Source organism: Bacteroides sp. 3_1_23, assembly GCF_000162555.1.
GTDB lineage: Bacteria > Bacteroidota > Bacteroidia > Bacteroidales > Bacteroidaceae > Bacteroides > Bacteroides ovatus.
The window spans coordinates 481,782-507,462 of sequence record NZ_GG774954.1 but is presented as its reverse complement, the minus strand read 5'-3'; the positions used below and the strand labels follow the sequence as shown (position 1 = coordinate 507,462).

The 25,681-nt window shown below is 47.0% G+C and carries 19 protein-coding genes and 1 pseudogene; 13 read left to right on the top strand and 7 right to left on the bottom strand.

Annotation, left to right across the window (positions count from 1 at the left end):
* Nucleotides 1-26: 26 nt before the first annotated feature.
* Nucleotides 27-3,155 (bottom strand): SusC/RagA family TonB-linked outer membrane protein, encoded by a 3,129-nt coding sequence (locus HMPREF9010_RS06880; protein ID WP_032852838.1) that lies wholly within the window; start codon nucleotides 3,153-3,155, stop codon nucleotides 27-29.
* 572 nt (nucleotides 3,156-3,727) lie between these two features.
* On the opposite strand from HMPREF9010_RS06880, the gene HMPREF9010_RS25590 reads away from it, so the two are divergent.
* Nucleotides 3,728-3,952, top strand: a complete 225-nt coding sequence (locus HMPREF9010_RS25590; RefSeq protein WP_004310107.1) for a carboxypeptidase-like regulatory domain-containing protein — start codon at nucleotides 3,728-3,730, stop codon at nucleotides 3,950-3,952.
* 18 nt (nucleotides 3,953-3,970) lie between these two features.
* Here the strand turns inward: HMPREF9010_RS25590 and HMPREF9010_RS06885 are convergent, their stop codons facing one another.
* Nucleotides 3,971-4,441, bottom strand: coding sequence for a hypothetical protein (locus tag HMPREF9010_RS06885; protein WP_004296754.1), 471 nt, complete (start codon nucleotides 4,439-4,441; stop codon nucleotides 3,971-3,973).
* Between the two features lie 357 nt (nucleotides 4,442-4,798).
* On the opposite strand from HMPREF9010_RS06885, the gene HMPREF9010_RS06890 reads away from it, so the two are divergent.
* From HMPREF9010_RS06890 to HMPREF9010_RS06915, 6 genes are all read left to right on the top strand, one after another.
* Nucleotides 4,799-5,161 carry an SH3 beta-barrel fold-containing protein gene (locus HMPREF9010_RS06890; RefSeq protein ID WP_004296751.1) on the top strand — a complete coding sequence of 121 codons (363 nt, stop codon included), beginning with the start codon at nucleotides 4,799-4,801 and terminating at the stop codon, nucleotides 5,159-5,161.
* A gap of 2 nt (nucleotides 5,162-5,163) precedes the next feature.
* Complete coding sequence (locus HMPREF9010_RS06895; RefSeq protein ID WP_004296750.1) at nucleotides 5,164-5,394, top strand: hypothetical protein; 231 nt, start codon at nucleotides 5,164-5,166, stop codon at nucleotides 5,392-5,394.
* 93 nt (nucleotides 5,395-5,487) lie between these two features.
* Nucleotides 5,488-6,231: an HNH endonuclease gene (locus HMPREF9010_RS06900; protein WP_008650367.1), complete on the top strand. Its 744-nt coding sequence runs from the start codon at nucleotides 5,488-5,490 to the stop codon at nucleotides 6,229-6,231.
* Nucleotides 6,228-6,671: an N-acetylmuramoyl-L-alanine amidase gene (locus tag HMPREF9010_RS06905; protein ID WP_004296748.1), complete on the top strand. Its 444-nt coding sequence runs from the start codon at nucleotides 6,228-6,230 to the stop codon at nucleotides 6,669-6,671. Before HMPREF9010_RS06900 ends, HMPREF9010_RS06905 begins: the two co-directional genes overlap by 4 nt.
* 33 nt (nucleotides 6,672-6,704) lie before the next feature.
* On the top strand, nucleotides 6,705-7,709 hold the full coding sequence (locus tag HMPREF9010_RS06910; RefSeq protein ID WP_008650360.1) for a DUF4373 domain-containing protein: 1,005 nt from the start codon (nucleotides 6,705-6,707) through the stop codon (nucleotides 7,707-7,709).
* Between the two features lie 109 nt (nucleotides 7,710-7,818).
* Nucleotides 7,819-8,694 carry an Rpn family recombination-promoting nuclease/putative transposase gene (locus HMPREF9010_RS06915; RefSeq protein WP_004296746.1) on the top strand — a complete coding sequence of 292 codons (876 nt, stop codon included), beginning with the start codon at nucleotides 7,819-7,821 and terminating at the stop codon, nucleotides 8,692-8,694.
* Nucleotides 8,695-8,797: 103 nt separating this feature from the next.
* On the opposite strand, the gene HMPREF9010_RS06920 is transcribed toward HMPREF9010_RS06915, so the two are convergent.
* Genes HMPREF9010_RS06920 through HMPREF9010_RS06935 form a run of 4 tightly spaced genes read right to left on the bottom strand, consistent with a single transcriptional unit; the run spans nucleotide 8,798 to nucleotide 15,242 of the window.
* Nucleotides 8,798-9,406, bottom strand: coding sequence for a TetR/AcrR family transcriptional regulator (locus tag HMPREF9010_RS06920; protein ID WP_004296744.1), 609 nt, complete (start codon nucleotides 9,404-9,406; stop codon nucleotides 8,798-8,800).
* Between the two features lie 10 nt (nucleotides 9,407-9,416).
* Nucleotides 9,417-10,781, bottom strand: a complete 1,365-nt coding sequence (locus tag HMPREF9010_RS06925; protein WP_008650358.1) for a TolC family protein — start codon at nucleotides 10,779-10,781, stop codon at nucleotides 9,417-9,419.
* A gap of 42 nt (nucleotides 10,782-10,823) precedes the next feature.
* Nucleotides 10,824-14,021 (bottom strand): efflux RND transporter permease subunit, encoded by a 3,198-nt coding sequence (locus HMPREF9010_RS06930; protein ID WP_008650357.1) that lies wholly within the window; start codon nucleotides 14,019-14,021, stop codon nucleotides 10,824-10,826.
* A gap of 18 nt (nucleotides 14,022-14,039) precedes the next feature.
* Entirely contained in the window at nucleotides 14,040-15,242 is a 1,203-nt protein-coding gene (locus tag HMPREF9010_RS06935) for an efflux RND transporter periplasmic adaptor subunit (RefSeq protein ID WP_008650356.1), read from the bottom strand.
* 158 nt (nucleotides 15,243-15,400) lie between these two features.
* Here HMPREF9010_RS06935 and HMPREF9010_RS06940 point away from each other — a divergent pair, with 158 nt between their 5' ends.
* The 5 genes from HMPREF9010_RS06940 (at nucleotide 15,401) to HMPREF9010_RS06960 (ending at nucleotide 23,310) form a co-directional block, all read left to right on the top strand.
* On the top strand, nucleotides 15,401-16,249 hold the full coding sequence (locus HMPREF9010_RS06940) for a helix-turn-helix domain-containing protein (RefSeq protein ID WP_004296739.1): 849 nt from the start codon (nucleotides 15,401-15,403) through the stop codon (nucleotides 16,247-16,249).
* 247 nt (nucleotides 16,250-16,496) lie between these two features.
* Nucleotides 16,497-19,754, top strand: a complete 3,258-nt coding sequence (locus HMPREF9010_RS06945) for a SusC/RagA family TonB-linked outer membrane protein (RefSeq protein WP_004310102.1) — start codon at nucleotides 16,497-16,499, stop codon at nucleotides 19,752-19,754.
* Between the two features lie 10 nt (nucleotides 19,755-19,764).
* The gene (locus HMPREF9010_RS06950; protein ID WP_004296736.1) at nucleotides 19,765-21,243 is read left to right on the top strand and encodes a SusD/RagB family nutrient-binding outer membrane lipoprotein; all 1,479 of its coding nucleotides are present in this window, start codon (nucleotides 19,765-19,767) and stop codon (nucleotides 21,241-21,243) included.
* A gap of 69 nt (nucleotides 21,244-21,312) precedes the next feature.
* Nucleotides 21,313-21,870, top strand: coding sequence for a hypothetical protein (locus HMPREF9010_RS06955; protein WP_004326049.1), 558 nt, complete (start codon nucleotides 21,313-21,315; stop codon nucleotides 21,868-21,870).
* A gap of 3 nt (nucleotides 21,871-21,873) precedes the next feature.
* On the top strand, nucleotides 21,874-23,310 hold the full coding sequence (locus HMPREF9010_RS06960) for a calcineurin-like phosphoesterase C-terminal domain-containing protein (RefSeq protein ID WP_004321760.1): 1,437 nt from the start codon (nucleotides 21,874-21,876) through the stop codon (nucleotides 23,308-23,310).
* 121 nt (nucleotides 23,311-23,431) lie between these two features.
* On the opposite strand, the pseudogene HMPREF9010_RS06965 reads toward HMPREF9010_RS06960, so the two are convergent.
* Nucleotides 23,432-23,875, bottom strand: a pseudogene (locus HMPREF9010_RS06965) (Bcr/CflA family drug resistance efflux transporter); the annotation flags it as partial.
* 451 nt (nucleotides 23,876-24,326) lie between these two features.
* Here HMPREF9010_RS06965 and HMPREF9010_RS06970 point away from each other — a divergent pair.
* On the top strand, nucleotides 24,327-25,646 hold the full coding sequence (locus HMPREF9010_RS06970) for a TolC family protein (protein ID WP_004306866.1): 1,320 nt from the start codon (nucleotides 24,327-24,329) through the stop codon (nucleotides 25,644-25,646).
* The last annotated feature ends 35 nt before the right edge of the window (nucleotides 25,647-25,681 follow it).

The window sequence follows — 25,681 nt, the reverse complement described above, 5'->3', positions numbered from 1 at the left end:
TTCGGGTTCTCTATTGGGGGTTACAATCACAGTCCCAGACGCAGGGTGAGGGTAAACTGACGCGGAACGGGGGATGCCACCCCTCCGGTGTTCACAAATTCGGGGTCCTGCCCGTTCAACTTCTTGTCGGCGTAGATCAGGAAGAGGTTGGTAGCCTGCAACTTGAGCGACAGGTTGGATATTTTGGCAGGAGCGATCCAGCTTCTCGGGAACTCATACATCAGTGATATTTCTTTCATGCGGATAAAATCGCCTTTGGCGATGCGCTCCGTAGAATAGTTGTAGGCGTTGTAGGCAAGATAAAGCGATGTATTCGTCCTATATTGCGGGTCGCTAAGTATCACCGGGATATTCGTTCTCGCTTCGTCTCCGGAAACAGTCCATCGGTTTTTGAACTCACGCGGCATGGCGGTAAGGTCGGAATATTTGTAGTTGAACACCGGGTTGAGGCGGACTACGTTGCCAAAAGAGTAAGTCATAAAGACATTTAGTTTGAAGCCTTTATAGGTGAATACATTACCGAAACTTCCCGTGACGGTGGGATCGGTAGGACCTTCGTATTTCAGGTAATCCAGTTTTTCGCGTTCCTGGAAGTTGATGCTGGTGCTAGTCACTTTTCCGTCGATGAGGTATTGCGGAATACCGTCTTCATCAAGTCCCGCAAAAGGGATGGAGAAGAGTCCGCGCACGGGGTATCCTTCGCGGGCAAAGCCGTTGCCGGAAACGAGTTCCATCATACTTGTGAGTCCTTTCAGTTGGGTGACTTCGTTCTTGGCATAGGAGAAGATAAAGTCTGTGTTCCATGAAAAATCCTTCGTGCGGATGTTGCGGGTGGAGAGCGTGAATTCCACACCGTGAGATTTCATGGTGGCTACGTTGGCATATTTGTTGATGACGCCGCCTACTCCCTGTGTGGGGACTACACCGATCAGGTCGTAGTTGTTACGCTGGTACCAGTCGGCGGAGAAGTTGATGCGATTTTCGAGCAGGCCGAGGTCAATGCCGATGTTCAGCTCATGCTTTTTCTCGTAGGTAAGTTCGCTGTTCTCGATGTCATCGATATAAAGTCCCGTTTCCTGAATGTCGGTAAAGGGGCGGTAGGGCGAGAAGCTGCGGATAATGGCTTGCGAGTTGGTCACTTCCGCCGGACCGCGGTCGGCGGTGAGGGAGTATGAGGCTTTCAGTGTCAGGTTGGAAAGGGTGGGTTGCAGCGCTTTGAAGAAAGATTCTTCATGCACGTTCCAGGCACCGGACAGGTTCCATGTGGGTAGCCAGCGGGATGAACGGCTGCGTCCCATGCGGTTGGTTCCTTCATAGCGGAAAGTGCCGTTGAGGGTGTAGCGTCCGTCGTAAGAATACGTGGCGTTGAAGAAGCTGGCTATACTCCGGGTTTCGGAGTGTCCCAGGCTGTAATAGCGCGAACCGGATTCGATACCGTTCTTGAAGAACTGGTAGATGTAGGACGGAATTTCCCCCATCGAATATTGCATTCCCCAGCCTTGGAAAGAGGAATATGTTTTTTGAAGGCTGTTCACTTCCATTCCGGCAAAGAAGTTGGCGATGTGCTTTTCGGCGAAAAGATGATTCCATGAGAGTGTTCCACGGAAATCGAGTCCCAGCATACGGCGGTCCTGACGCTGGTAGATACCACCTTCGGGCAGCAGGGTGATAGGCAGGGCGTATGGGTTGTCGGGGTCGGTATAGAGCAATTTGTTTTGCTCGCGGATGGTGGCGTCGTCCATACCGGTGCGGTAGGCGATTGCCTGATTGGCGTCGTCGAGCACGTTGTGTTCCTGCGATGAAGTCTGGTATCTAACGGCTCCGAGGGCACTCAATTCGAGTCCCTGAACCACTTTCCACTTCATCTCGCCTTGAAATTTCACATCGACCATATTGATTTCGATGTAGTTATTGTCGAGTTCGTGGAGAATATTGAATGGGGCGTAGTTGCTGATATAGTCCACAGAGGGGTCGAGTGTGCGGCTTGTGTTGAGCGCGTATGAATAAGGGTTGATGTCGAATCCGCGGGACATCTTTCCTGATGCGATGTCGAGGGTGGAGTTCATCGTTCCCGGCGCGTTCTGCTGGCGGTAGGAGGCGTTGGATATGAGGTTGAGCGACAGATTTTTATATATATTATAGGTTGTGTTCACATTGGCCGTATAGCGTTTCACCTTGCTCTGCTTGTACCAACCCGGATCGAGCATGGCACTCAAGGAGGCGTAGAAAGAGGATTTTTCCGTTCCGGCGGTGATGCTGACGGAATGGTTCTGCGAAACGGCATTGGTGAAAAGCACGTCGAACCAGTCAGTGTTGCGCATTTCCGCTTCGCGGAGGTAAGCGTTACGGGCTTCGGTGGTGTTGAGCAGTCCGCGTTGGCCGTTACTGTTGTTGTATTCGTCGATGAGGCGGTACATACGACCGTACACTCCGGTGTCTCTGGTGCGGAAAAGGTCGGCACTGTTCAACCAGCCTTTCTGTTCCATTTCTTTGTAGATTCCCATCTGTTCCTGCGAATTCATGATATTGAATTCTTTGTAGCTGGGGATAGCACGGGTGGTGAACTCGCCCGTATAACTGATCTTGCTGACTCCGGCACGTCCTTTCTTAGTGGTGACTACGATAACGCCTGCCATCGCACGTGCACCGTAAATGGAGGTTGCCGAACCGTCTTTCAAAATTTGGAAACTCTCGATATCGTCGGAATTCAGTCCGGCTATGGCGGAACTAATCAGTGTCTCGGCATCACCGGAGGAAAGGTCATCGGGACCTACGTCGATGGCGTCTTCCAGAATCACGCCGTCAACAACCCACAATGGTTTGGAACTTCCGTAAATGGAAGTAGCTCCACGCACACGAATCTTGGGGGCAGTTCCAAAAGTGCCCGAAACATTCTGAACGGAAACTCCTGCCGCACGACCTTCCAGTCCGCGACTAATGTCGGGCAAACCGTCCAGCTTCACATTATCGGCATTTAATTGTTTGGTGGCTCCGGTAAAAAGACGTTTATCCATTTTCTGCATACCGGTCACTACCACTTCCTGTAATACTTCGGAATCGGATTTCATCATTACCTTGATGGTCCCGGACTTGATGGGAACATCCTGCGACTTCATGCCGACATAGGTGATTTGCAAAGTTCTTGATGAACTCATGCATTTTCTGCCCCTCCTTCCATAAGTGCTTGAGCACAAAATATTTAATAAATATAAAAAAGAAAATACCGAAAGGGGAATAAAAAAAGCAAAAAAGGAAGTGAAACGCAAAATAAATCGTCCTTTTTTGCTTTTTATCTACTTACTGAAAAGGTAGAAAATATCTTTCATGTAGCAAACTTCAAGTCCGGCAGCAACTCTCGTCTCCCCAATTAGGGTATTAATATAAGAGACTATGGATAGAATTTCTTTCTTTGTCCAATAAACTATCTTTTTTCTACCTGCAATTATTTATTTGCAGATTATTATGTGTTATTAAACATCTTATCTACGAATTTATCCACATTTATTTATCAAAAAGATACTTATTTTCGTTTATTAATCACCAAAAAGAAATAAGAAACCGCCTTTCATGTACTTATCTTGTATTTAAGTCCTTTTGCTACAAGTATTTTGTATCGACAGCACAAATTCATATTTTTTTTCATATTTTTCTTTGTTTTTCTAAAAAAGTGATTACTTTTGCGAATCGTAAGATAGCAAAACAGACTATTCTACTATATAAAAACTATATGAAAAGAAAACTAACGCTGTTATTAACCTGCCTGCTAGCAGGCATTAGCCTGGCAATCGCTCAAACCTCCAGAAAGGTAATGGGCGTTGTCTTCTCCGAGGAAGACAACCAGCCCGTCATAGGAGCATCCGTTTTAGTTAAAGGTACATCTATAGGAACCACCACCGACCTCGATGGAAAGTTCGTTATCAATAATGTACCAAGTTCATCAAGAACTTGGTAACTCCCCTCCCGCTTTCTTCTATTTTCCATCTTTTTTCTTCACCTTTCCTTCCTTTTCACCAGTCTCCAGGAACAGTGTTTTATCGTCATGAAACTGAATATCTATACGAATATGATGACTATCATCAACTGTATAGCCTACATCCGCAGAATCTCCTAGAAAAAGCTTCAGAATCCAGCACAACACCTCCGGAATATTGACAATAATCGTTGCCTTTCCAATCACACAAGAGAAAAAATTAAAGATAGTTGTCCAATTTGGTATAGGACTCCGACCGTCGAAATTACACCTGTACACACGCCCCACGGACGAACGCGAACAATCCGAATTCTTTTCAACATATTTTTCTGGAATATTATTCAGTTGCCCCAACTTAAAAACACAATCAATTACTTTCTTCTTAACATCATCGTCGCTGTGACGTACACCGGTCATTTCTTTCTGACCATTTTCACTGTTAAAAACCACTTCTCTTTCTACCTTAGTCATTTTTTTACATTTTATTTAATATCTACATATAAAATTCACGACAAAAGTACAATGCTTATTTTAACATATATGTTCAAGCATGACACATTCTATATTTTTCATCCATATTTTCACAAAGAAAGAGGGTTTGGGGTACCCATTTTCTACCTTACCGGTATTATCAAGAAAATAGATGAAATAAAATCTGCCAAAGAGGAAAGAAATCACTCGTTCCAAAAGCTGTGATTTGCGCTAAAAAAGAGAAAGCATTCCTGCACTAAAAGTTTCAACGTTTCATTATGGTTCAAGCTTGGACAGCCTTTGCATTACCTGCTCTCTACCTTTGTCCCCATAATCAAATCATTAAAACGAATCAAAATGACTGAAACTGAAAAAAATCATTCCTTCCAACGGGTACAGCTAATGAAGCAAGCTGCCGTCATCCGGCAAAACAACGGTATGAACCGGCACGATGCACTCGTCACGGCTCACCGGATAGGGGCTCTCATCCGGCAGATGCATCACGGAAATGTCTGTTTCCGCTACACCAAACAGGATGGAACCATCCGACATGCCACCGGCACCCTCACCGGATATGAACATAGTTTCCACCGTCCGTATCTACCCAAACCGGAAAATACGTTCGTTGTCTACTATGATATCGAAGCCAAAGGCTGGCGCACCTTTCACGCTGAAAATTTTCTGGATATCGAAACGGACGGGCAAGACAGCAACAAGTAAAAATGAATCTGCAAAAGAACGGAATGAACGGGCAGGAACGAAAAGAATGGGAGGCGCTTTGCAGACAGTATAACGTAGATTCGCTATACGAGGCCATTCAAGGCTGCCGGGAAGAACTGGAGTTTCTGATTCATTGTGCCGAACGGCTCGAACCTCATACGGAGGAGGAGGAAGAAACGCCGTTTAACACATACAGACCACAGCGTTTCTCCGCACCAGAAAGCGCCGTTTAACAGATGGAGGAAACGCCGTTTCTCCCCGCATGATTCAGAAAAACGATTATTTTTTAACAGAGTATAATTTTATTAACATTATCAATATCAAGTATGGAAAATTGGAGATTTATTGAAGAAAACCCCGACTATATGATTTCAGATCACGGACGGGTATTGAGTTTCAAGGGCAGATCAAAGTTGATCCTTTGTGCCAAAATCATGGGGACCGGTTACGAAACTGTCATACTGCCGAATAAAGGTGTTTGTATCGAATACAAAATTCATCGTTTGGTTGCCAAAGCATTCATCCCCAACCCGGAGCAGCTGCCACAGATTAACCACCTCGATGGCAATACGATGAACAACCACGTGTCAAACCTCGAATGGTGCGATGCATACACCAATATGATGCACGCCATCCGGACGGGATTACGACGTACGGGAGTGGGATCTCATCAAACACCTTTCGCCGTTACGGATGCAACGGGGAAAGTATTGCGTGCCTACCCGTCTATGAAAGAAATGGTCAGAGAGGAACGTCTGAAGCCTGCGCACCGAAACTGGCTTATCCTCCAACTAAAGCATCCGGACCGCGTGAAACAACACGCCTTGCGTGTGCAACATCATCGGGGAGATGCTTTTATTATGGTTCAGACAAGGCCTGATCTGATTACAGTGCTTAATCGGCCCACCATGCCTAATCAAACGACAACGCCGCCGATGGATGCTCCCTTCTCTCCGGTGCTCCATTCAGTAACAAAGCAATATTACCGCCAACTGTCCAAAGAGGAGGCTATTGCGTTCGGGGTTATCTCACCTGCCGTCTGCAAACAGGAAAGGAGGATTCTGCCATGAAAGACACGATCATCATCCACTGTTCCGCCACTCGTGCGGGACAGGATTTTACCGCTACCGACATCGACCGCTGGCATCGTCAACGTGGTTTTCGTTCTATCGGTTATCATTTCGTCATCCGTCTCGACGGTACGATAGAACCGGGAAGAGATGTTGCTCTCGACGGAGCGCATTGTACAGGTTGGAACCATCGGTCTATCGGCATCTGCTACATTGGCGGATTGGACAGGAACGGCCGGCCTGCCGACACACGGACGGAAGCGCAACGTGAAGCACTCGTCCGGCTGGTAGAAGATTTGCGCCTTGTCTTCCCTTCTCTGAAGCAGGTGATAGGGCATCGGGACACCAGTCCTGACCTCAATGGAGACGGCATTATCTCACCTGACGAGTATATAAAATCCTGCCCCTGCTTCGATGTAAAAGCAGAATTTATTCAGTAATAATCAACCATTTACAACCAGCATTTTATCATCATGGCCCGCATTTCCAAACCCGGATTAGATTATTTCCCCCTCGATGTCAATTTTCTGCAGGACAGAAAAGTACGCCGCATCTCCTGTCGCCACCACGCGGCAGGGATTGCCGCACTCACTTCGCTGCTCTGCCTCATCTATAAAGAAAAAGGTTATTATATTTTGTGGAACAAAGACACTCTTTTCGACATCGCCCAGGAAGCGTGTTGCGGGGAGGAGGAAATGCAGGCCATCATTGATGATTGCCTGTCAGTGGGGCTGTTCGATGATCTTATATATAAGGAGTATGGCGTACTGACTTCACAGGCGATTCAGGAACAATATCATAAAATCATCACCGACAGCCGGAGAAAATATAAATTACCCCTGGAACATTTCTGGAATATCAAGGAGGAGAGTAGTGAAATAGAACCGGAAAATACGGATGACTCCAGTGCCAACTCCGGCAAAGATGTTACAAAACCCCATGAATTTGCTACAACAATGCCACAAACAAAAGAAGAAACGGATACAGATATCAAAGGTAAACAGGAAAGGAATATGGAAAATGAAATCAAACCTGAAATAAAAAAAGACATAGAGACAGAGAGGGAAGGAAAAGACGGAAAGGAGAATGAGAGGAGCATGCCGCCCGTTCCGTCAAACAGCGTTTTTCAGGCTTCGCCTGTCGTTGTAGAGGGTTTGTCTTTGGATAAATCGATTGGAAAAGAAACGGTTTCGGAAGGGATGCAAGCGGGAGGAGGCTCGGAAGCTATACTTCTACTTAATATGCAAACTATCGGCATCCGGAACGAACAGACCGTAAAAGCGATTGTCGCCCTTGCCCGACGTAAAGAATTGGGAGGCCCCGGCGGTATTTTATGGAAAATTCTTAGTTCCCAATACCGCCCTACCCTACTCAAAAAGAATGAACCGGGTGATTACATTCTTTGGGCACTCAATCATCCGACGGAATTTGAAAACACCTACAACGGGACACTGAAAAAGCTAATCAGGGGAAGATAAAGCGGAAAAGTCTGCCTATAAACAAGGAACCTTTTTATTTTTACTGCAAAAGGGATGGAAAACCAAGAATTATCGTACCTTTGTAGTACGAAGAAAAAGCCTCTTTTTTATGTATAAAGAGAAACGTCTCTTTGCAAAACATAAAAAGAAGCGACCCAAAACAATGAGTAAATTTATCAATCCGTTCACCGACTACGGATTCAAACTAATATTCGGCAGAGAAGTGTCTAAGGATTTACTAATCGAATTTCTGAACGACCTGCTCGAAGGTGAACGAGTGATAACGGACTTACAGTTTTTGAATAATGAGCAATTGCCGCTCTATCCGGAAGGACGAGGTATTATCTATGATGTATATTGCACCACGGACACAGGCGAAAAAATCATCGTTGAAATGCAGAACCGTATGCAAAGCAACTTCAAAGAACGCTCGATTTATTATTTATCGCGTGCCATCATCAATCAAGGAAGGGTAGGCAATGAATGGAAGTTTGAAATAAAAGCCGTATACGGAGTTTTCTTGATGAATTTCATTATCGACAAGAACATAAAACTCCGCACGGATGTTATTCTAAGTGACAGGGAAACAGGAGAACTCTTCTCGGATAAGTTCCGGGAAATCTTTATCGCTCTCCCTCTCTTCAACAAAAACGAAGAGGAATGCGAAACGAATTTTGAACGTTGGATTTATATATTAAATAATATGGAAACTTTAAAACGCATGCCGTTCAAGGCACGAAAAGCTGTCTTCGAGAAATTGGAAGATATCGCTGATGTGGCTTCTATGTCTCCGGAAGACAGGGAGCGATACGACAATAGCGTCAAAGTGTACCGAGATTATTTGGTGACAATGGATGCAGCTGAACAAAAAGGTGCACAAGAAACCCAGCTGAAAATAGCCCGGAACATGAAAGCCAAAGGGATAGACAATGAGTCTATCGCCGAATGTACCGATTTACCTTTAAGCATAATCGAAGGGTTATAAAGTAATCGGATTCATAAAGGCACTATGTTGTAACCAACCGTTTACGAACGAAGAAAATAAAAAGAGGTGAGCTCCCTTTGCAGGGTAGTCCACCTCTTTCTCTTCATACACAAACATTCAAATTATCAGGTTTCAGGTGTTCGTCAATATAACGGATACCGTCCATCTTAAAAAGCCCCCGCAGAAGCGTATAGTTCAACATACGCTGTACCAGGTACGGGGTGCCTTGCAAGCTGCTCTGGTAGATGACCTCCTGCAAATCCGGTGCAAAACGGTCGGGATCGACTCCGGGAAGCAGATAACCGCAAATCTTACAATGCGTCAAGACATCAATCAACTGCTGCAACCAGAAAGCCTCCTCCCGCTCGAAAGCAGCACGGTATTCCCTGTCGGCAGCAATATCCATCAGCAACTTCTTCCCCAGCGAATGAAGCAGGGTGAGATAGCCATCCACTGTGATGAAAAGTGCCTCCATGCACGAGCTGTCCATCCGTATCTGTTTTTGCTGGATCCGGCTTCTGATTCCGTTGGCAAAATCAGAAAGACAGACACGGAACAGACTCGTTTTGCTGGGAAAGAGCTTGTAGAGTGTCCGCTTCGACATCTTCATTCCCCTGGCTATATCATCCATCGTCAACCCGTCGGCACCATGCTGGTACATTTCCCGCTTGGTGTAGTCGAGTATCCGGCAACGCAGTGTTTCTGGATTCATACATACCTCCCTACATACGGCCGCCACCCAATGCCTGATACAAAGTGATTACGCCTTGGATTTCGGTAAAGCGGTTCGCTACTTGTGACAGTTGCGCGTTGAGCAACGTCTGTTGGGCGGTCAATACTTCCAGATAAGTGGTGTTGCCATGTTTCATCAACAGGCTTGTGCTTTTGGCTGCTGTTTGCAGGGAAGCCACCTGCTTGTTGTAGTAGTCGGCTTTCTCGCGGGCAGTCTGGTACTGCACCAGTGCCTCGTTCACTTCCACGCCTGCGTTCAGCAAGGTCTGTTCGAAACTAAGGCGGGCTTCCTCCTGTTGGGCTTTCGCTATTTTCAGTTGGGCGATGTTCGCTCCTTTATTAAACAAAGGCTGCGTCAGGGAAGCCACGGCGGAGGCCAGGAACTTACCCGGGTTGACAATCATGCTCCCTGCACTGTTGGTCCATCCTGCACTGCCGCTCAACGTGATGGAAGGATAGAAAGCGGCACGGGCGGCATTCGTGGTATAGAAAGCCTGTGCCAACGAAAATTCTGCGCTACGCACGTCAGGACGGTTGGCAAGCATCTGTAAGGGAACACCCACGGAGAAGTTTTCCGGCAACTGTTGATTTCCCAATTTGCCACGCTGTATTTTGTGAGGAGTTTCTGCCAGTAAAAGTGCCAGTGAATTTTCCGCCTGATTGATTTGCTCTTTCAGGTCGAGTACGGTGGTACATATATTGAAGTAGGTAGCCTCCGTCTGCGCCAGTCCGGCCTCATTCACCATCCCGGCCTTTTTCATGGCATGGGTGGCATTTACACTTTCTTTCCAGGCAGCTTCGGTAGCCACAGCTATCTCATACTGCGAATCGAGCATCAGCAAGGTGTAATACGTATTGGCAACGGATGCTACTAACTGCGTCTTGACAGCCTGTTCATATTCCTTGCTCTGTTCGTAGGCAGCTTTCGCACGACGCTTTGCTGTTGTCACCTTTCCAAAAATATCCAGTTCCCACGAAGCAGTCACGGGCAGCGAATAAGTTTGTGTAGCCTTTCCACGGTCGAAGCTGCTGACAGCTCCTTCCGGTGCCAGAAACAAAGAAGGCAGATAAGACAGTTTGGACGTCAACAGCGTGGCTTCCGCTTCTTTCACACGCAAATGGGCAGTCTGCATATCGGTGTTGCGCAAGAGTGCCGAATCCACCAAATTCTGCAAATAAGGGTCGGTAAAGACCTCCCGCCACGAGAGGTTACCGAAGTTTGCCGTATCGGTGGCAGCAACAGACTCGCTGCCGTAAAGTCCTTCGGGAACTTCCGATACCGGTTTGTATTTATTGTAGATACCGCAACTACTCAATATAAGCGTTGCTGCGGACAGAATGATTATTTTTCTCATTAGTTCTTATTTTAATTCAGGTCTAAAACCTTTAATCATCAATTATTCTTTTCCAGCTTTAGATTTTTCTTCGTCGCTCACCTTGATTTCTTCTTCAATCTGCCAGTCATGCGTCGGGACGCTCTGCACGGGACGCAAACGTTCCTGCAACCACTGGAAAGCAATAAACAAAGTAGGCACGATGAAGAGCAACGCCAATGTACCGATGGTCATACCACCTACTACACCCGTGCCCAATGAACGGTTACCGTTGGCTCCCACTCCACTTGACATCATCAACGGGAACAGACCGAAAATCATCGTCAATGCCGTCATCAGAATCGGACGCAGACGGGCTTTAGCCGCACTGACCGCAGAAGCAATCAGCCCCATACCTGCTTTACGACGTTCGGCAGCATATTCCGTCAGCAAAATAGCCGTCTTCGCCAGCAGACCGATCAACATAATCAAACCTGTTTGCAGATAAATATTATTCTCCAGTCCGAACATCCAGGCGAAAAGGAAGCTACCCATCAATCCGCAAGGCACACTCAAAAGCACAGCGAACGGAATAATGAAGCTCTCATAAAGCGCACTCAAAATAAGGTAAATCATCAGGAAGCAGATACCGAAAATAATGATCGTCGTACCGCTCTGCTGGTTTTCCTCACGGGTGATACCTCCGTAATCATAGCCATAGCCTTTCGGAAGAGACTGTTCGGCAGTTTCCTGCACAGCCTTGATGGCGTCTCCCGTACTATATCCGTCGGCCGGCATCGCATTTACCGCAATGGAGTTGTACATATTGAAACGGCTCAACGATTCCGCACCGTAGCTACGGGTCAGCGTAACGAACTGGCTCAACGGCGCCATCTCTCCATTCGACATACGCACAAAAGCATTATCGAGGGAAGTTTCGTCCAAACGGAACACCGGATCGGCCTGAATCATGACACGGTACACTTTAGAGAAACGGTTGAAATTGGACACATACTGCCCACCGTAATAACCGGACAGCGTACTCAACACAGCGTCGGGCGTGATACCTGCACGCTTACATTTAGCCGCATCCACCTCTACCGTCCACTGCGGATAGCGAACGTCGAACGTCGAATAAGCCATCGATATTTCAGGCCACTGGTTCAAAGCTCCCAAGTATTGCTGGGTGGTGGTGAAGAACTCGTTCATATCACCGCCCATCTTATCCTGCATGTGGAGTTCGAGCGCATTACCCATACCGTAACCCGGAATCATACCCGGAGAGATGGCGAACACACTGGCATCCTTGATATCAGCCGTACGCGCATATACCTGACCGATCACCGACTGCACATTGTCCTCATCACCCGGACGTTCGTCCCACGGTTTCAGTTTGAGAATCAACATACCGAACGAACTACCCTGTCCTGCCAACAATCCGTAACCGGCCACTTTCTGCACGTGTTTCAGTTGAGGTATTTCTATCAGGCGTTTTTCGATACGTTCCATCACCTTATCCGTCGTTGTCAGCGAACTGCCTGCCGCTGTACTCACATTGACGAAAATAACACCCTGATCCTCGTCGGGTACCAGACTGGTCTTCGTGTTATTCATCAGTAACACAAGCAATACCACGGAACAAGCCAGCAACGACCATGTCAACCATCTGCGCTTGATAAAGAACAATACAATCGTCTTATATTTATCCACCATCATATCGAAAGCCGAATTGAAAGCCTTACGGAAGCGTGCCGCAAAGTTGTTCTTCTGCGTTCCGTCTTCATTAATATAAGGTTTCAGCAGCAATGCACACAAAGCCGGACTCAAAGTCAACGCGTTAATAGCGGAGATACCTACCGCAACCGCCATCGTCAAACCGAACTGGGTATAGAACGTACCGGAAGTGCCGCCCATGAAGGACACCGGAATGAACACCGCCATAAACACCAGCGAAGAGGTGATAACGGCATTACTGATACCTTTCATAGCGTCGATACTTGCCATATATGACGACCTGTAGCCCACATCGAACCGCGCCTGCACCGCCTCGACGACAATAATGGCATCATCCACCACCGTACCGATAACGAGCACTAGCGCAAACAGGGTCAGCAGGTTGATACTGAATCCGGCTATCGCCATGAAAGCAAACGTACCCACCAGGGAAACCACAATTCCGACCAGCGGAATCAATGTAGAACGGAAGTCCTGCAAGAAGACGTACACCACAAGGATAACCAGGATGATAGCCTCGATCAACGTTTTCACCACCTCATGAATGGAAGCGAACAGGAAGTCGTTGGAGCTCATCATCTGCGTCAGTTCCACGCCTTTCGGAAGGTCTTTACTTGCCTCTTCGAGGAGTTTGTCGATATTCTGGTTTACTTCGGTCGCATTGGAACCTGCCGTCTGGAACACCATACAGGATACACCCGGATGACCGTCCATACCACCGTGGTAAGCGTAGCTGTCCTGTCCCAGTTGGATATCGGCAACGTCTTTCAGTTTCAAGACTTCGCCATTGTCGGTGGAACGGATGACGATATCCCCGAATTCTTCGGGAGTAATGAGACGTCCGGTGTACTTCATCGTATACTGATAAGTCTCATCGGAATTTTCACCGAACGAACCGGTAGCCGATTCGATATTCTGCTCGGCAAGCACACCGGTGATATCGGACGGAATCAGTTTGTACTGTGCCATCACGTCCGGTTTCATCCATACACGCATACTATATTCACCGCCCATAATCATCAGGTCGCCCACACCGGAGATACGAAGAATCTGCGGTTTCAGGTTGATGCTGATATAGTTGGACAGGAAGTTCTCGTCGTAACTGTCGTCCGGACTATACAATGAGAACATCTGCAGAATACTCGTCTGACGCTTGGAAGTGGTCACACCGACCTGGGTTACCTCCGCCGGAAGTTGTCCCGTAGCACGTGATACACGGTTCTGCACGTTGACAGCCGCCATATCGGGGTCTGTGCCCTGCTTAAAATAGACGGTGATGCTCACCGAACCGGAATTGGTGGCGGAGGAAGTCATGTAGGTCATGTCTTCCACTCCGTTGATCGCCTCTTCCAAAGGCGCAATAACACTCTTCTGCAATGTTTCCGCACTGGCGCCATAATAGGTGGTACTCACCATAATGGTAGGCGGAGCAATATCGGGATACTGCTCAACGGGCAAGCTGAACAGCCCGATGATACCCACTACGACAATCGTGATAGAGATGACTGCCGATAATACGGGGCGTTCTATAAAGGTTCTTAAATTCATGAATGATTCCTCCTTGGTTTAATTTTCAGTAGTAGTTGCCGGAGACTTCGTTGTTGTCTCTGTTGATGAGGATTGATTAGCATTTGTCACTCCTGCCACTGGAGTTTGAGCAGCCTTTGCCTTGACCGGAGTACCTTCACGAAGCAAACCTACTCCTTCTGCCACGATCACATCTCCCGGTGCCAATCCTTCATCTACAATAAATTCCCGACCGCCATTGACACGGGTCACTTGTACCTGGCTGGATTGAGCCTTGCCGTCCACTACCTTATAGACATATCTCTTATCTTGTATTTCGAAAGTGGCAGCCTGTAGAATGGTCAGCGCAGCTGTTTTTTGAACAGGAACAATCACATTACCCGCACCACCGCTATGCAGCAATCCTTCCTTGTTCGGGAAAACTGCACGCAGGCTGACCGTACCCGTCGAACGGTCGATCACTCCGCTGATAGATTCAATCTGTCCCCGTTCGGAGTAGGCTGACTTATCGTTCAGTTGCAGGTCGATGGCAGGCATATTTTTCAATGCTTCCTCTTTAGAACCGTATTGGCGGATCAGTCCCAGTAATTGGTTTTCCGTCATGGAGAAGTAGACGTACATATCCGAATTGTCGGAAACGGTAGTCAACGGCTGGGCAAGAGCGGAACTAACCAAAGCTCCTACACGGTAAGGCAACGTGCCTACCACTCCGTCGGCCGGACTTTTCACAACCGTATAAGAAAGATTATTGCGGGCACTCACTTCCTGCGCCTTGGCCTGTGCCAACTGTGCTTTGGCAGCCAACAGGGAGTTTTTTGCCGTACTCAAATCGAAAGAGGAAATTACGTTCTCTTTATACAGTTCCTCTTTACTGTCATACGTCAGTTGCGCTGTAGCCAGAGAGGCCTTGGCCGATTCAACGTTTGCCACTGCCGTCTGCAAAGCAGCTTCATACGGCACTTGGTCGATGATGAACAATGTCTGTCCGTTCTTTACACGCTGCCCTTCCGTTACACAGACTTTAGTCAGCGTACCACTTACCTGGGGGTAAATATCAATATCCTGACGTCCGCGGATGGTCGCCGAGTAGGCGCTTGAAATCATCCGGTCGGCCGGAGAAACGGTCATCACTTCGTATTCTGTTTCCATTTGTGCCGGAGGAGCTTGTTTACAGCCCGTAGCAGCTACCATACAGCAGAGCAACAATAGCCCTTGCTTCACTTTACATACCTTTTTACTCATTTTCTGTTACCTATTTAACTATTTTTGAACGCGGCAAAGGTAGACTGTTTTCTTCATAGGAAACTGGACTTAACATCTTCAGTTTTGTTCATTTTAGGAACATTAAAACCGATATTTAGTGAAAAAGTCCTATTTTTGTACCCAAAATAAGAACAACAATGGAATCAAAAAACTCTAGCCTAGCCATACTTCATGAACCGTTCGTTGCCGGAATGGACGAAAACCTGTCTCCAATTATGCAACGCCTGTGGAAACTGGAAGGGGGTGCCATCTATTTTTGCAGAAGCGGATGGGCACACGTCACAATCGACCTGAAAGACTATGAAATAGTAGAAAACACTCAAATCGTGCTCTTGCCGGGAACGATTATCCGCATCAATGGCAACAGCAGCGATTTCACAGCTTCTTTCTTCGGATTTCCCAAAGAAATGTTTCGCGAAGCCTGCCTCCGTTTCGAGCCGATCTTCTTCCGGTTCATCAAAGAAAAACCGTGCTATACACTCAAGGATGAAAGCACAGGAGCAATCAACGGGTTAATGCGTGCCACAACAGCTATATACAACGATCGTGAAAACCGTTTCCGCAACCAGATCGCCAAAAATCATCTCCAGTCGTTTATGCTGGATATTTATGATAAGTGTTACCGCTACTTCGACCGACAGGAAATCGAAGGAGGAAGCCGGCAGGATGAAATCTTTAAGAATTTCATCGCACTGGTACATGAAAACTGTATCTCACAACGGGAAGTGACTTTCTACGCCAGCAAACTGTGTATCTCCACCAAATACCTGACAGGTATCTGCAAAAGCGTGACGGGCGAGGCTGCCAAAAAGATTATCGACGACTTTGCCATCCTGGAGATAAAAGTGTTGCTTCAATCCACCGGATTGACGATTCAGGAAATAGCCGACCGACTTGGTTTTCCCGATCAGTCGTATTTAGGAAGGTACTTCAAACGGCACGAGGGGATGTCGCCGAAAGAGTATCAGAGTAAATATTCTATCTAATCAAGTAAAATAATCTTTTATTATTAGATTATTAGGCACGGATTACGCGGTTCTTTTATTAACTAAAACCGTGTAATCCGTGCCTCCATTTATTTTATTAATTTGTATTTATCGCACAACACAGATTGTTAACAGATCTGTAATACTATCTTAATCTGCCTTGCATTCCTTTGCACCGTGAAACAAAAACACGGGTGTGAATAACTTTATTGCATTTAATAAATTAAAAGAAGCAAGGTAAAAGATTATGAAAAGAAACAAATGGCTGCTTTCTCTGTCAATTGGGCTCTTGTGCTGTGGCTCTGCATACGCACAGACAACAGTGAAAGGAAAAATAACGAGTGAAGGTGGGGAACCGTTAATCGGGGCTACCGTAGCTGTGAAAAACTCGACAGACGGCACGGTGACCGACATCGACGGAAACTACTCCCTGAAGACTAAGAAAACATTGACTCAAAAGGATTTGCTTGTATTCAGTTATGTGGGATATAAAACGCTACAGAAGAACTATGCAGGCAATACGATGAACGTAAAACTGGCGGAAGAGTCGCAACAACTGAATGATGTGGTGGTGACTGCCCTGGGGATCAAACGTGAAGAAAAAGGATTGGGATATGCCACGGAAACCGTGAAAGGGGATATGATTACGAGTGCCCTGCCCACCAACTGGTCGACGGCACTGAACGGCAAGGTAGCCGGATTGAGTGTTATCTCTTCCGGTGGTCCGCTTAATTCGAGCCGTATCTCGCTGCGGGGGGACGTCTCGCTGAACCAGAACGGAAACGACGCATTGGTGGTAGTGGACGGTGTACCGATGAGTAGTCCGATGACCAATCCGGGTGTTGCCTACGGTGCAGGTTCAAACAGCGAACTTTCCGTGGACTATGGTAACGGATTCTCCGACATCAATCCGGATGATATCGAAAGCATCCAAGTATTAAAAGGGGCCAGTGCGACAGCCTTGTACGGTACGCGTGCAGCCAATGGCGTGATTATGGTGACTACCAAATCGGGAGCGGGTGCACCCAAAGGTATCGGTGTGTCTTACAGCGGTAACTTCAGTATTGACGATGTGATGAGATGGCCCGATTACCAGTATGAATTCGGACAGGGATTGCCGAGCAATATCGGTCCGGCAGGTTCTATCTACGAAGGCCAGCCCTATTACTCTTACGGGAAAGCGGAAGACGGCAGTTACGCAAGCACCAGCGGAACCAGTAGCGCCTACGGAGCACGTTTCGACGCCAACAGGTTGTTCTACCAATATGACCCCGTAACGCAGGGACGCGCTTCTGTTGCCACCCCTTGGGTAGCGTACAAAAACAACCGCAAAGATTTGTTCCAGACAGGATACACCCTGACCAACTCGGTAGCCTTGACCGGAAAATCCGACCGGGGCAGCGTACGGGCGTCCATCACCCACACTAAGAACGAATGGATTCTCCCCAATACAGGTTTCCAGCGTATCACCGCCATGGTTTCCGCCCAACAGCAGATTTCGAGGGCACTGCGCATTAATTTCAAGTCGAGTTATACGTACCGCAAGCTCAACAACACGCCTGCACTGGGATATAACAGTAACTCTATCTCCTACTTCCTTATCTTCCAGAATCCGAATGTCAACCTCGACTGGTTGCGTCCGATGTGGCGTACCGGACAGGAAAATGTGAAACAGCTCCAACCGTACAGTTCCTTTATCGGAAACCCGTATGTCATTCTGTACGAATCTGAAAATCCTTCGGAGAAACACAGTAATGTATCATCCGTTTCTGCCAATCTGCGCATCAACAGTAAATTCGATTTCATGATCCGGTCCGGTATCCAGTTGTCAGCAGACCAACGCGAACAGCATCGTCCTATCAGTGACGTGGTTTTCGGAAACGGGTTTTTCAAGAAGCAGAATGTGTTCGATTATGAATTAAACAGCGATGCTTTATTTACTTACCATGATTCATTCGCCAACGGATTGCGTGTCAACGCTTCGGCAGGTGGAAACATGATGCAACAAAGCTACGATATGTTGGCTGCCTCGGTGGTAGGATTGATTACGCCGGGAGTATACAAACTGGCAAACGGTGTTTCCAACCCGAACGTGCAGACGGTTATCAAAAAGAAAGCGCTGAACAGTCTTTATTTCACGGCCAATTTCTCGTATAAGGATAAACTGTTTCTCGATGTCACCGGGCGCAATGACTGGTCGTCTACCCTGCCGAAAAGTAACCGTTCTTTCTTCTATCCGTCGGTCAGCGTCAGTGCAGTGATGAACGAGTGGTTCACGTTGCCGGAACAGATCAGTCTGTTGAAAGTGAGAGGTTCGCTGGCACAGGTGGGCAATGACACAGACCCTTACAAGACATCGCCCTATTATGGCACGAGCGATTTCCCCGGATCGGCCATCGTATCTTCTACGCTCTATAATCAGGATTTCAAACCGGAGATTTCGACCAATTACGAAACGGGATTCGACTTCCGTATGTTTCACAACCGCATCGGACTCGATTTCACATTCTATTATAACCGCACCAAAAACCAGATTCTGGATGCTCCGATGGACCCGACCACAGGTTACAGCAAAGCTACCATCAATTCGGGATGCGTCCGCAACCGCGGTTACGAAATCCAGTTGGACGTTACTCCGGTAGTCAGCAGGGATTTCCGATGGAACGCTACTTTCACCTGGTCTAAGAACGAGAACCGGATTCTCTCACTGGCGGAAGGGGCGGATGAGAACCAGTTAATCAGCAGTATCGGTAGTGTGTCTATCATCGGACGTGTGGGTGGAACTACGGGCGATCTCTGGGGATATAAACTGGTACGCGACCCGGAAGGAAATGTGGTCATCAACGACAATGGATTGCCCGAACGTTCGGGAGAGATTGAATACGTCGGCACGGCCTATCCGAAATGGAAAGCCGGACTGTACAATGAATTTTCTTACAAGAACTTCACGCTTAGCGTCCTGCTCGACGGACAAGTGGGAGGTAAAATGTACTCGCACTCGCACCACAAAATGACGGAACAGGGAAAACTGCAACATACCCTGAACGGACGTCTGCCGGGAACGGAATTTTATATGTCGAAAGACGACCCGCGCATCGCTGCCGCCGGACTTTCACCACAAGACGGGATGTACATGATTGCCCCGGGAACGGTGAAGAACGATGACGGAACTTACTCGCCAAACACCAAAGTGGTGACCGTGGAAAGTTATTATAAGGAATATTACCGGATGGCCAATGTGGAAACTAACACGTTCGACACTTCATTCCTCAAGTTGCGCGAAATGAGACTGGAGTACAAGTTGCCGAACAGCACACTGAAGAAAACACCGTTCAGCAAAGCATCGGTGGCACTCTACGCACGCAACCTGTTCTGTATCACCGACTATCCTCTGTTCGACCCCGAATCTGCCGCCCTCAACGGAAGTTCGATGGTGACCGGTGTGGAGACGGGCTCACTGCCTACGGCACGTACTTTCGGACTGAATATTAACGTATCTTTTTAAACACTGACTTATGAAAACCAATAAACTTTTCAAAAATATAGTATGGGGAATGACTTTGTGCGGAGCTCTCTGCACGACTTCCTGCACCAGCTTCGACGAACTCAATACAGACCCCACCCGCATGGATGAGGTGAATCCCGGCACGCTGCTCAACCCGATTTTATACGAAACATCGGTCTACAACTGGAAACGCTACAACAGCTATACCTACGACCTGATGCAATGCGCCGTATCTACCAGCAGCACCAACGGTGTGGGATGGTGGTATATGACGGACAGCGAAGGAGACGGCACATGGACTACTTATTATAAATGGATCAACAACGCCAAAGAGATGATGCGCCTCACCGGAAAATTGCCGGAAGCCTCCAAACAACCCAACTACGATGCTATATCGCTGACTTTGCAATGTTGGCTATACCAGATTCTGACGGATGCCTTCGGTGATATTCCGATGAGCGAAGCCTGCTCCGCCGACGAGGGAATACTTGCACCGAAGTTCGACACCCAGCAGCAGGTGTACCAACAGATTATCGACAACCTGAAAACAGCTAACGAGTTGTTCGACAAAGCTAACGGGTTGATCTACAACCAATCGGGCGAAATGTTGTACAAGACGTCCAAAGGGGATGCAACCGGTATTTTGAAATGGAAGAAGTTCTGCAACTCGCTCCGTCTGCGTGCACTGCTCCGGGTGATCGACGTGCCGGAATTCAACGCGAAACAGGAGCTGCGTACCATGCTGACCGATCCCGCCACTTATCCGGTATTCGAATCGAACGATGATGCTGCCCTGCTTGCCATCAGCGGAACTTATCCGGAGGAAGCTCCGCTCACCCGTCCACAGGATTTCACTTCTTATGTTCAGATTTCAGAGTTCTTTGTTAATCTGCTGAAAGGTTGGAACGATCCCCGTCTGCAGGTGTATGCAACACAGGTCACTCTCCCCGACCAGACTAAAGATTATGTGGGTTTGCCCAGCGGTTATCAGACGTTGCCTTCAATCACTGCTTCGGGACTGAATCAGGAAATGGCGAAGGCACCTATGAAACTTGCCATGATGCCTTATGCCGAAGTGGAATTCATCAAAGCGGAATTACTGAAAAAAGGAGTGATCGACGGAGGAAGTAGCGCTGCCAAAGAGGCTTATCAGAAGGGAGTGCAGGCGGCTATCGAACAGTGGGGACAGAAAATGCCTGACCATTATTTTGAAAATCCGGAAGCTGCTTATGATGATACGCTGGAACGAATCATGAACCAGAAGTTTGTCGCACTGTTCTTCTGCGATTATCAGCAGTGGTTTGAATATAACCGTACCGGTTTTCCTGTGTTACCTGTGGGGCCCGGCATCGCAAATGCTAATAACAAAATGCCGAAACGCTTTAAATATCCATCTGCTCTGCAGCGTACTAATCTGAAGAATTATCAAGCGGCTAAAGCGAACATGGGAGGCGATGACTTCCATATCCGACTGATGTGGCAGCAATAAATGAATGTGTCGGTCACCAAGATTGCGGCAATAATCATCATTTCAATCAATCTTTAAAATTCAATGAATATGAAAAGAATAATCAGTATGGCTGTTGTGTTAGTTATAACGATGGCAGCAATGGCGCAAAAAGGAGAGCTCGCCATGAACGAGAATATCTCCGGAAAAGACCATATTTCCAAAAACGAAAAAGAAGCTACTCCCGTAGGCAAAAAGCCGAAAGCGGCGTTTATATTCGACGTGTATGGAGAAATCCCGACTACCAAACCAGTGTTTGAAGCGGAACATTATCTGGGGAGTGACATTACCGGAAAATGGAATACTTTCATCCAGAATTATACGCACGAGTATGATGTAACAATCGGATTTACGGATTCTTCGGTCGAAATTTTGAAGCCTTCTATTTACAAGGCGGTCAATAAGGTGAATAAATATTATAAGAAGGCATTGAAGAAAGAAGAGGTGAGCCGGGAAGTTGCTACATTCAACATGGGTCATATTCTGGATTGCGCCAATGTGATGTGTTTCGATGATAACAGCAAGTCTTTTGAGGAGGCTCTCAAGTCGGCAGATGAACCGGAAGAAATTATCGCATTATTCAATCAGGTTACTTTAAGAAAGTTATAAGCAATGAAAAAGATCAATTTTAGAAAAACGCTGTTTGCAGCGGTTTTGCTTTTCCAGCTGAACGCTATTGCCGCCTTTGGTCAGACGGTGGTGAAAGGTAGTGTGAAAGATAATACAGGTAAACCCATCAGCGGTGTAGTGGTGACAGACGGGGCACATTTCAATACGACTGATGCAGAAGGAAATTATGTTCTGAACACTGATCCGACACGTTATCCAATGGTTTACATCTCTACTCCGGCAGCGTATGAGCTTCCTTCCAAAGAGGGGGTAGCCGATGGTTTCTATCAATATCTGGATGCCGGGAAAAGCGAAAACCAATGTGACTTCGTATTGACTAAACGGCAGAAGCCGGTGGATGAATTTGTCTACATCGTCCTTTCCGACCCGCAAGTGAGAAACGAAAAGCAACTGGACCGCTTCCGCACGGAAACAGTGCCCGACCTGAAACAGACTGCCGACTCACTAAAGAACTTCGAAATCGTCGGCATGGGACTGGGGGATCTGGTGTGGGATGCCATGAACCTGTACGCTCCTTACCGGCAAGCGGTGTCCAACTTGGGAATGACGATGTTCCAACTGATGGGAAACCACGACTTCAACCTGCTCTACAAATCTATAACGCAGACGGATCATCCGGCGGATGGTTATGGGGAACAGAATTATTATCAGTCATTCGGCCCGGCCAACTATTCATTCAATATCGGTAAAGTGCATGTGATAGCAATGAAGGATATTGATTACGACGGCAACAAGAAATACACGGAACGCTTCACGCCGGAAGATTTGGACTGGTTGAGAAAAGATTTAAGTTATGTGCCTAAAGGAAATATCGTGTTCCTGAACGTTCACGCTCCAGTAGCTAATAACACGGTAGCTGCGGGGGGAAATGCGCGCAACGCCAATGCGCTTTTCCAACTGTTGAGGCCTTACCAAGTACATATTTTCTCCGGACACACGCACTTTTATGAAAATCAGTTGCCCGCCCCTACCATTTACGAACATAATATCGGAGCGGCCTGCGGCGCATGGTGGGCAGGACACGTGAATCGTTGCGGAGCACCAAACGGTTATCTGGTGGTACAAGTGAAAGGTGATGATGTGAAATGGCGTTACAAGGCAACAGGGTGTTCGCCGGACTATCAGTTCCGGCTTTACCAACCGGGAGAGTTTGAAAGCCAGAAAGACTATGTGGTAGCCAATATCTGGGATTGGGACTGGACGTATACGGTAAACTGGTACGAGGATGGAGTGTTGAAAGGTGCTATGCAGGCTTTTGACGATGAGGATCAGGATTATATCAATATGGTAAAGGGAAAGAAAACGGGTTATCGCACACGTCATCTTTTCCGTGCACAGCCTTCTAAAGATGCAAAATCTGTCAAGGTGGTGGTTAAGAATCGTTTCGGGGAGATATTCACGGAAGAGATAAAACTCTAGTTTTATTTCAGTCTGTTTATACTGGTAGTAATTATAATTATACTGGTAGTAAATTATAAAAGTCATGAGGGAGTTTAAGCTTTAACTTCCTCATGACTTTTATTTTTGAAACAATCTCACTTTAACGGAAAATCCGGCACATTGCTACTTTCATCGGTACTTTCCTCATCGCCCATAGTGCACAAAGCAGGGAACAGATGGCGCAGACCACAAATGTAACTCCGGTAGATACAAGGATATTTCCCAAGCCGACCAACGGAGAAACAATACCTCCGGAAGCAAAACAGAGTGCTCCCAACAGGGCGGAAGCTGCTCCGGCGTAACGGCGTTCGCTATCCATCGCCAAGGTGGTGGAGGAAGTAAAGGTCAGTCCCATTGTGAAAAGTAATGCGAACATCAGCAGTTCATAGGTCCAGAAGCCGCATCCGTTATACAAGGCAATCATCACACAGACGGACAGACACAACATACCGATGCATCCGGTCAGCGTCCCAGTTTCAGGTTGGCGGAATTTCACGGAGATAGCTGCTGCCACCCCGATAGCTACCGCATTCACCGCGAAGCAAGCTTCACCTTACGGTACATATTATATCGCATCTTTACTTCAGGAGTGGTTGTGCTTCTTTCTATTCTTTCTCCTATTTGATATGCTAGCTGCCATTCGTTAAAAAACATTATATTTGAGCCTATATAGGGTTACAACTTACTTGTTTTTTTTCATAATTTTGCAAACCAAAAATAGAAAAATAGGTATCAAGATGAAACTAAGATATTATCAAATCGCCATTCGTTACAAGAACAAAATGCATGACTTTCACGGTTGGGGTGTAGCAGCGCAGATTTGATAACCCTCCTATTTTCACTACAGAGAACGCCAGAGGACACAGCGTTCAAATAATCTTCATTAACTTGTGTCAACTGACATATTTCAAAAGAAAAAACTCTGTGTTACTCTGTATTATTCCGTGGTGAAGAAAATTCAAAATTCTACTATTAATTAAATTTCTTTTCACTTTATGAGCAAAAAAAGATGGCTCATAGTGCCGCTATGTGCCGTGCTATGCAGTCAGGGACTGTTTGCCCAGACGCTTGACAGGAGAGTGTTGGGCATTGACGAAATGTTCCGTCTGGCAGACGAGAACAGTCAGAGTATTCAAACGTATAAAACCGGAAAGGAAGCAGCCGATGAAGCTTTGAAGGCTGCCAAGTCACAACGTTTGCCGGACATAGGTGCCTCACTCTCATTTAGTTACCTGGGCGACGGATATATATGGGACCGTGACTTCAAAAACGGGCAGAATATCCCTATGCCACACTTCGGCAATAACTTTGCGTTGGAAGCGCAACAAGTGATTTACGCCGGAGGAGCCATCAACAGCAGTATTACTCTGGCTGAACTCGGTCAGCAAATGGCTGCATTGGACTGGCAGAAGAACCGTCAGGAAATCCGCTTTCTCCTGACCGGCTATTACCTGGATTTATACAAGTTGAATAACCAGCTGCAAGTGTTACAGAAGAATCTGGATTTGACGGAACAGGTGATCCGCAACATGGAATCACGCCGCACACAGGGAACGGCCTTAAAAAATGACATCACCCGCTATGAGCTACAGAAAGAGACGCTGAAACTGCAACTGGCAAAGGTGCAGGATACCCGCAAAATAATGAATCACCAACTGGTGACTACCTTACATCTGCCTGCCGGAACAGAAATCGTTCCCGATTCTACCTTGCTGAACGAGGAAGTGACAGCATTAGCCGAAAACGACTGGCAAATGATGGCCAGTCAAAGCAATGTAGGACTGCAACAAGCCCAGCTGGCTATGAAAATGAACGAGCAGAAAGTGAAATTGGAACGCTCGGAACTGCTTCCGAAAATTGCACTTGTGGCCGGTGAACATTTAGATGGTCCTATCACCATCGAAGTCCCGGTGCTCGACAATAACTTCAATTACTGGTATGTGGGGGTCGGTATCAAATACAATCTTTCTTCTTTATTTAAAAACAACAAGAAAGTGCGCCAGGCAAAACTGAACGTCCGCAGAGCACAGGAGGAATATTCACTGGCACAGGAACAAATAGAAAACGGTGTACAGGCGAACTACGTCAACTTTCTCACCTCTTTCACAGACCTGCGTACACAGGAGAAAAGCGTGGAACTTGCCGACCAGAACTATAACGTAACCAGCAACCGTTATAAAAACGACCTTGCCCTGCTCACCGATATGCTCGATGCCAGCAATATGAAACTAAGTGCCGACCTCGGTCTGGTCAATGCACGTATTAACTTGATATACAGTTATTATAAAATGAAATATATCACACACACTCTCTGACAGAGAAGTAATGACTTATCAAAAAGAATCCAACT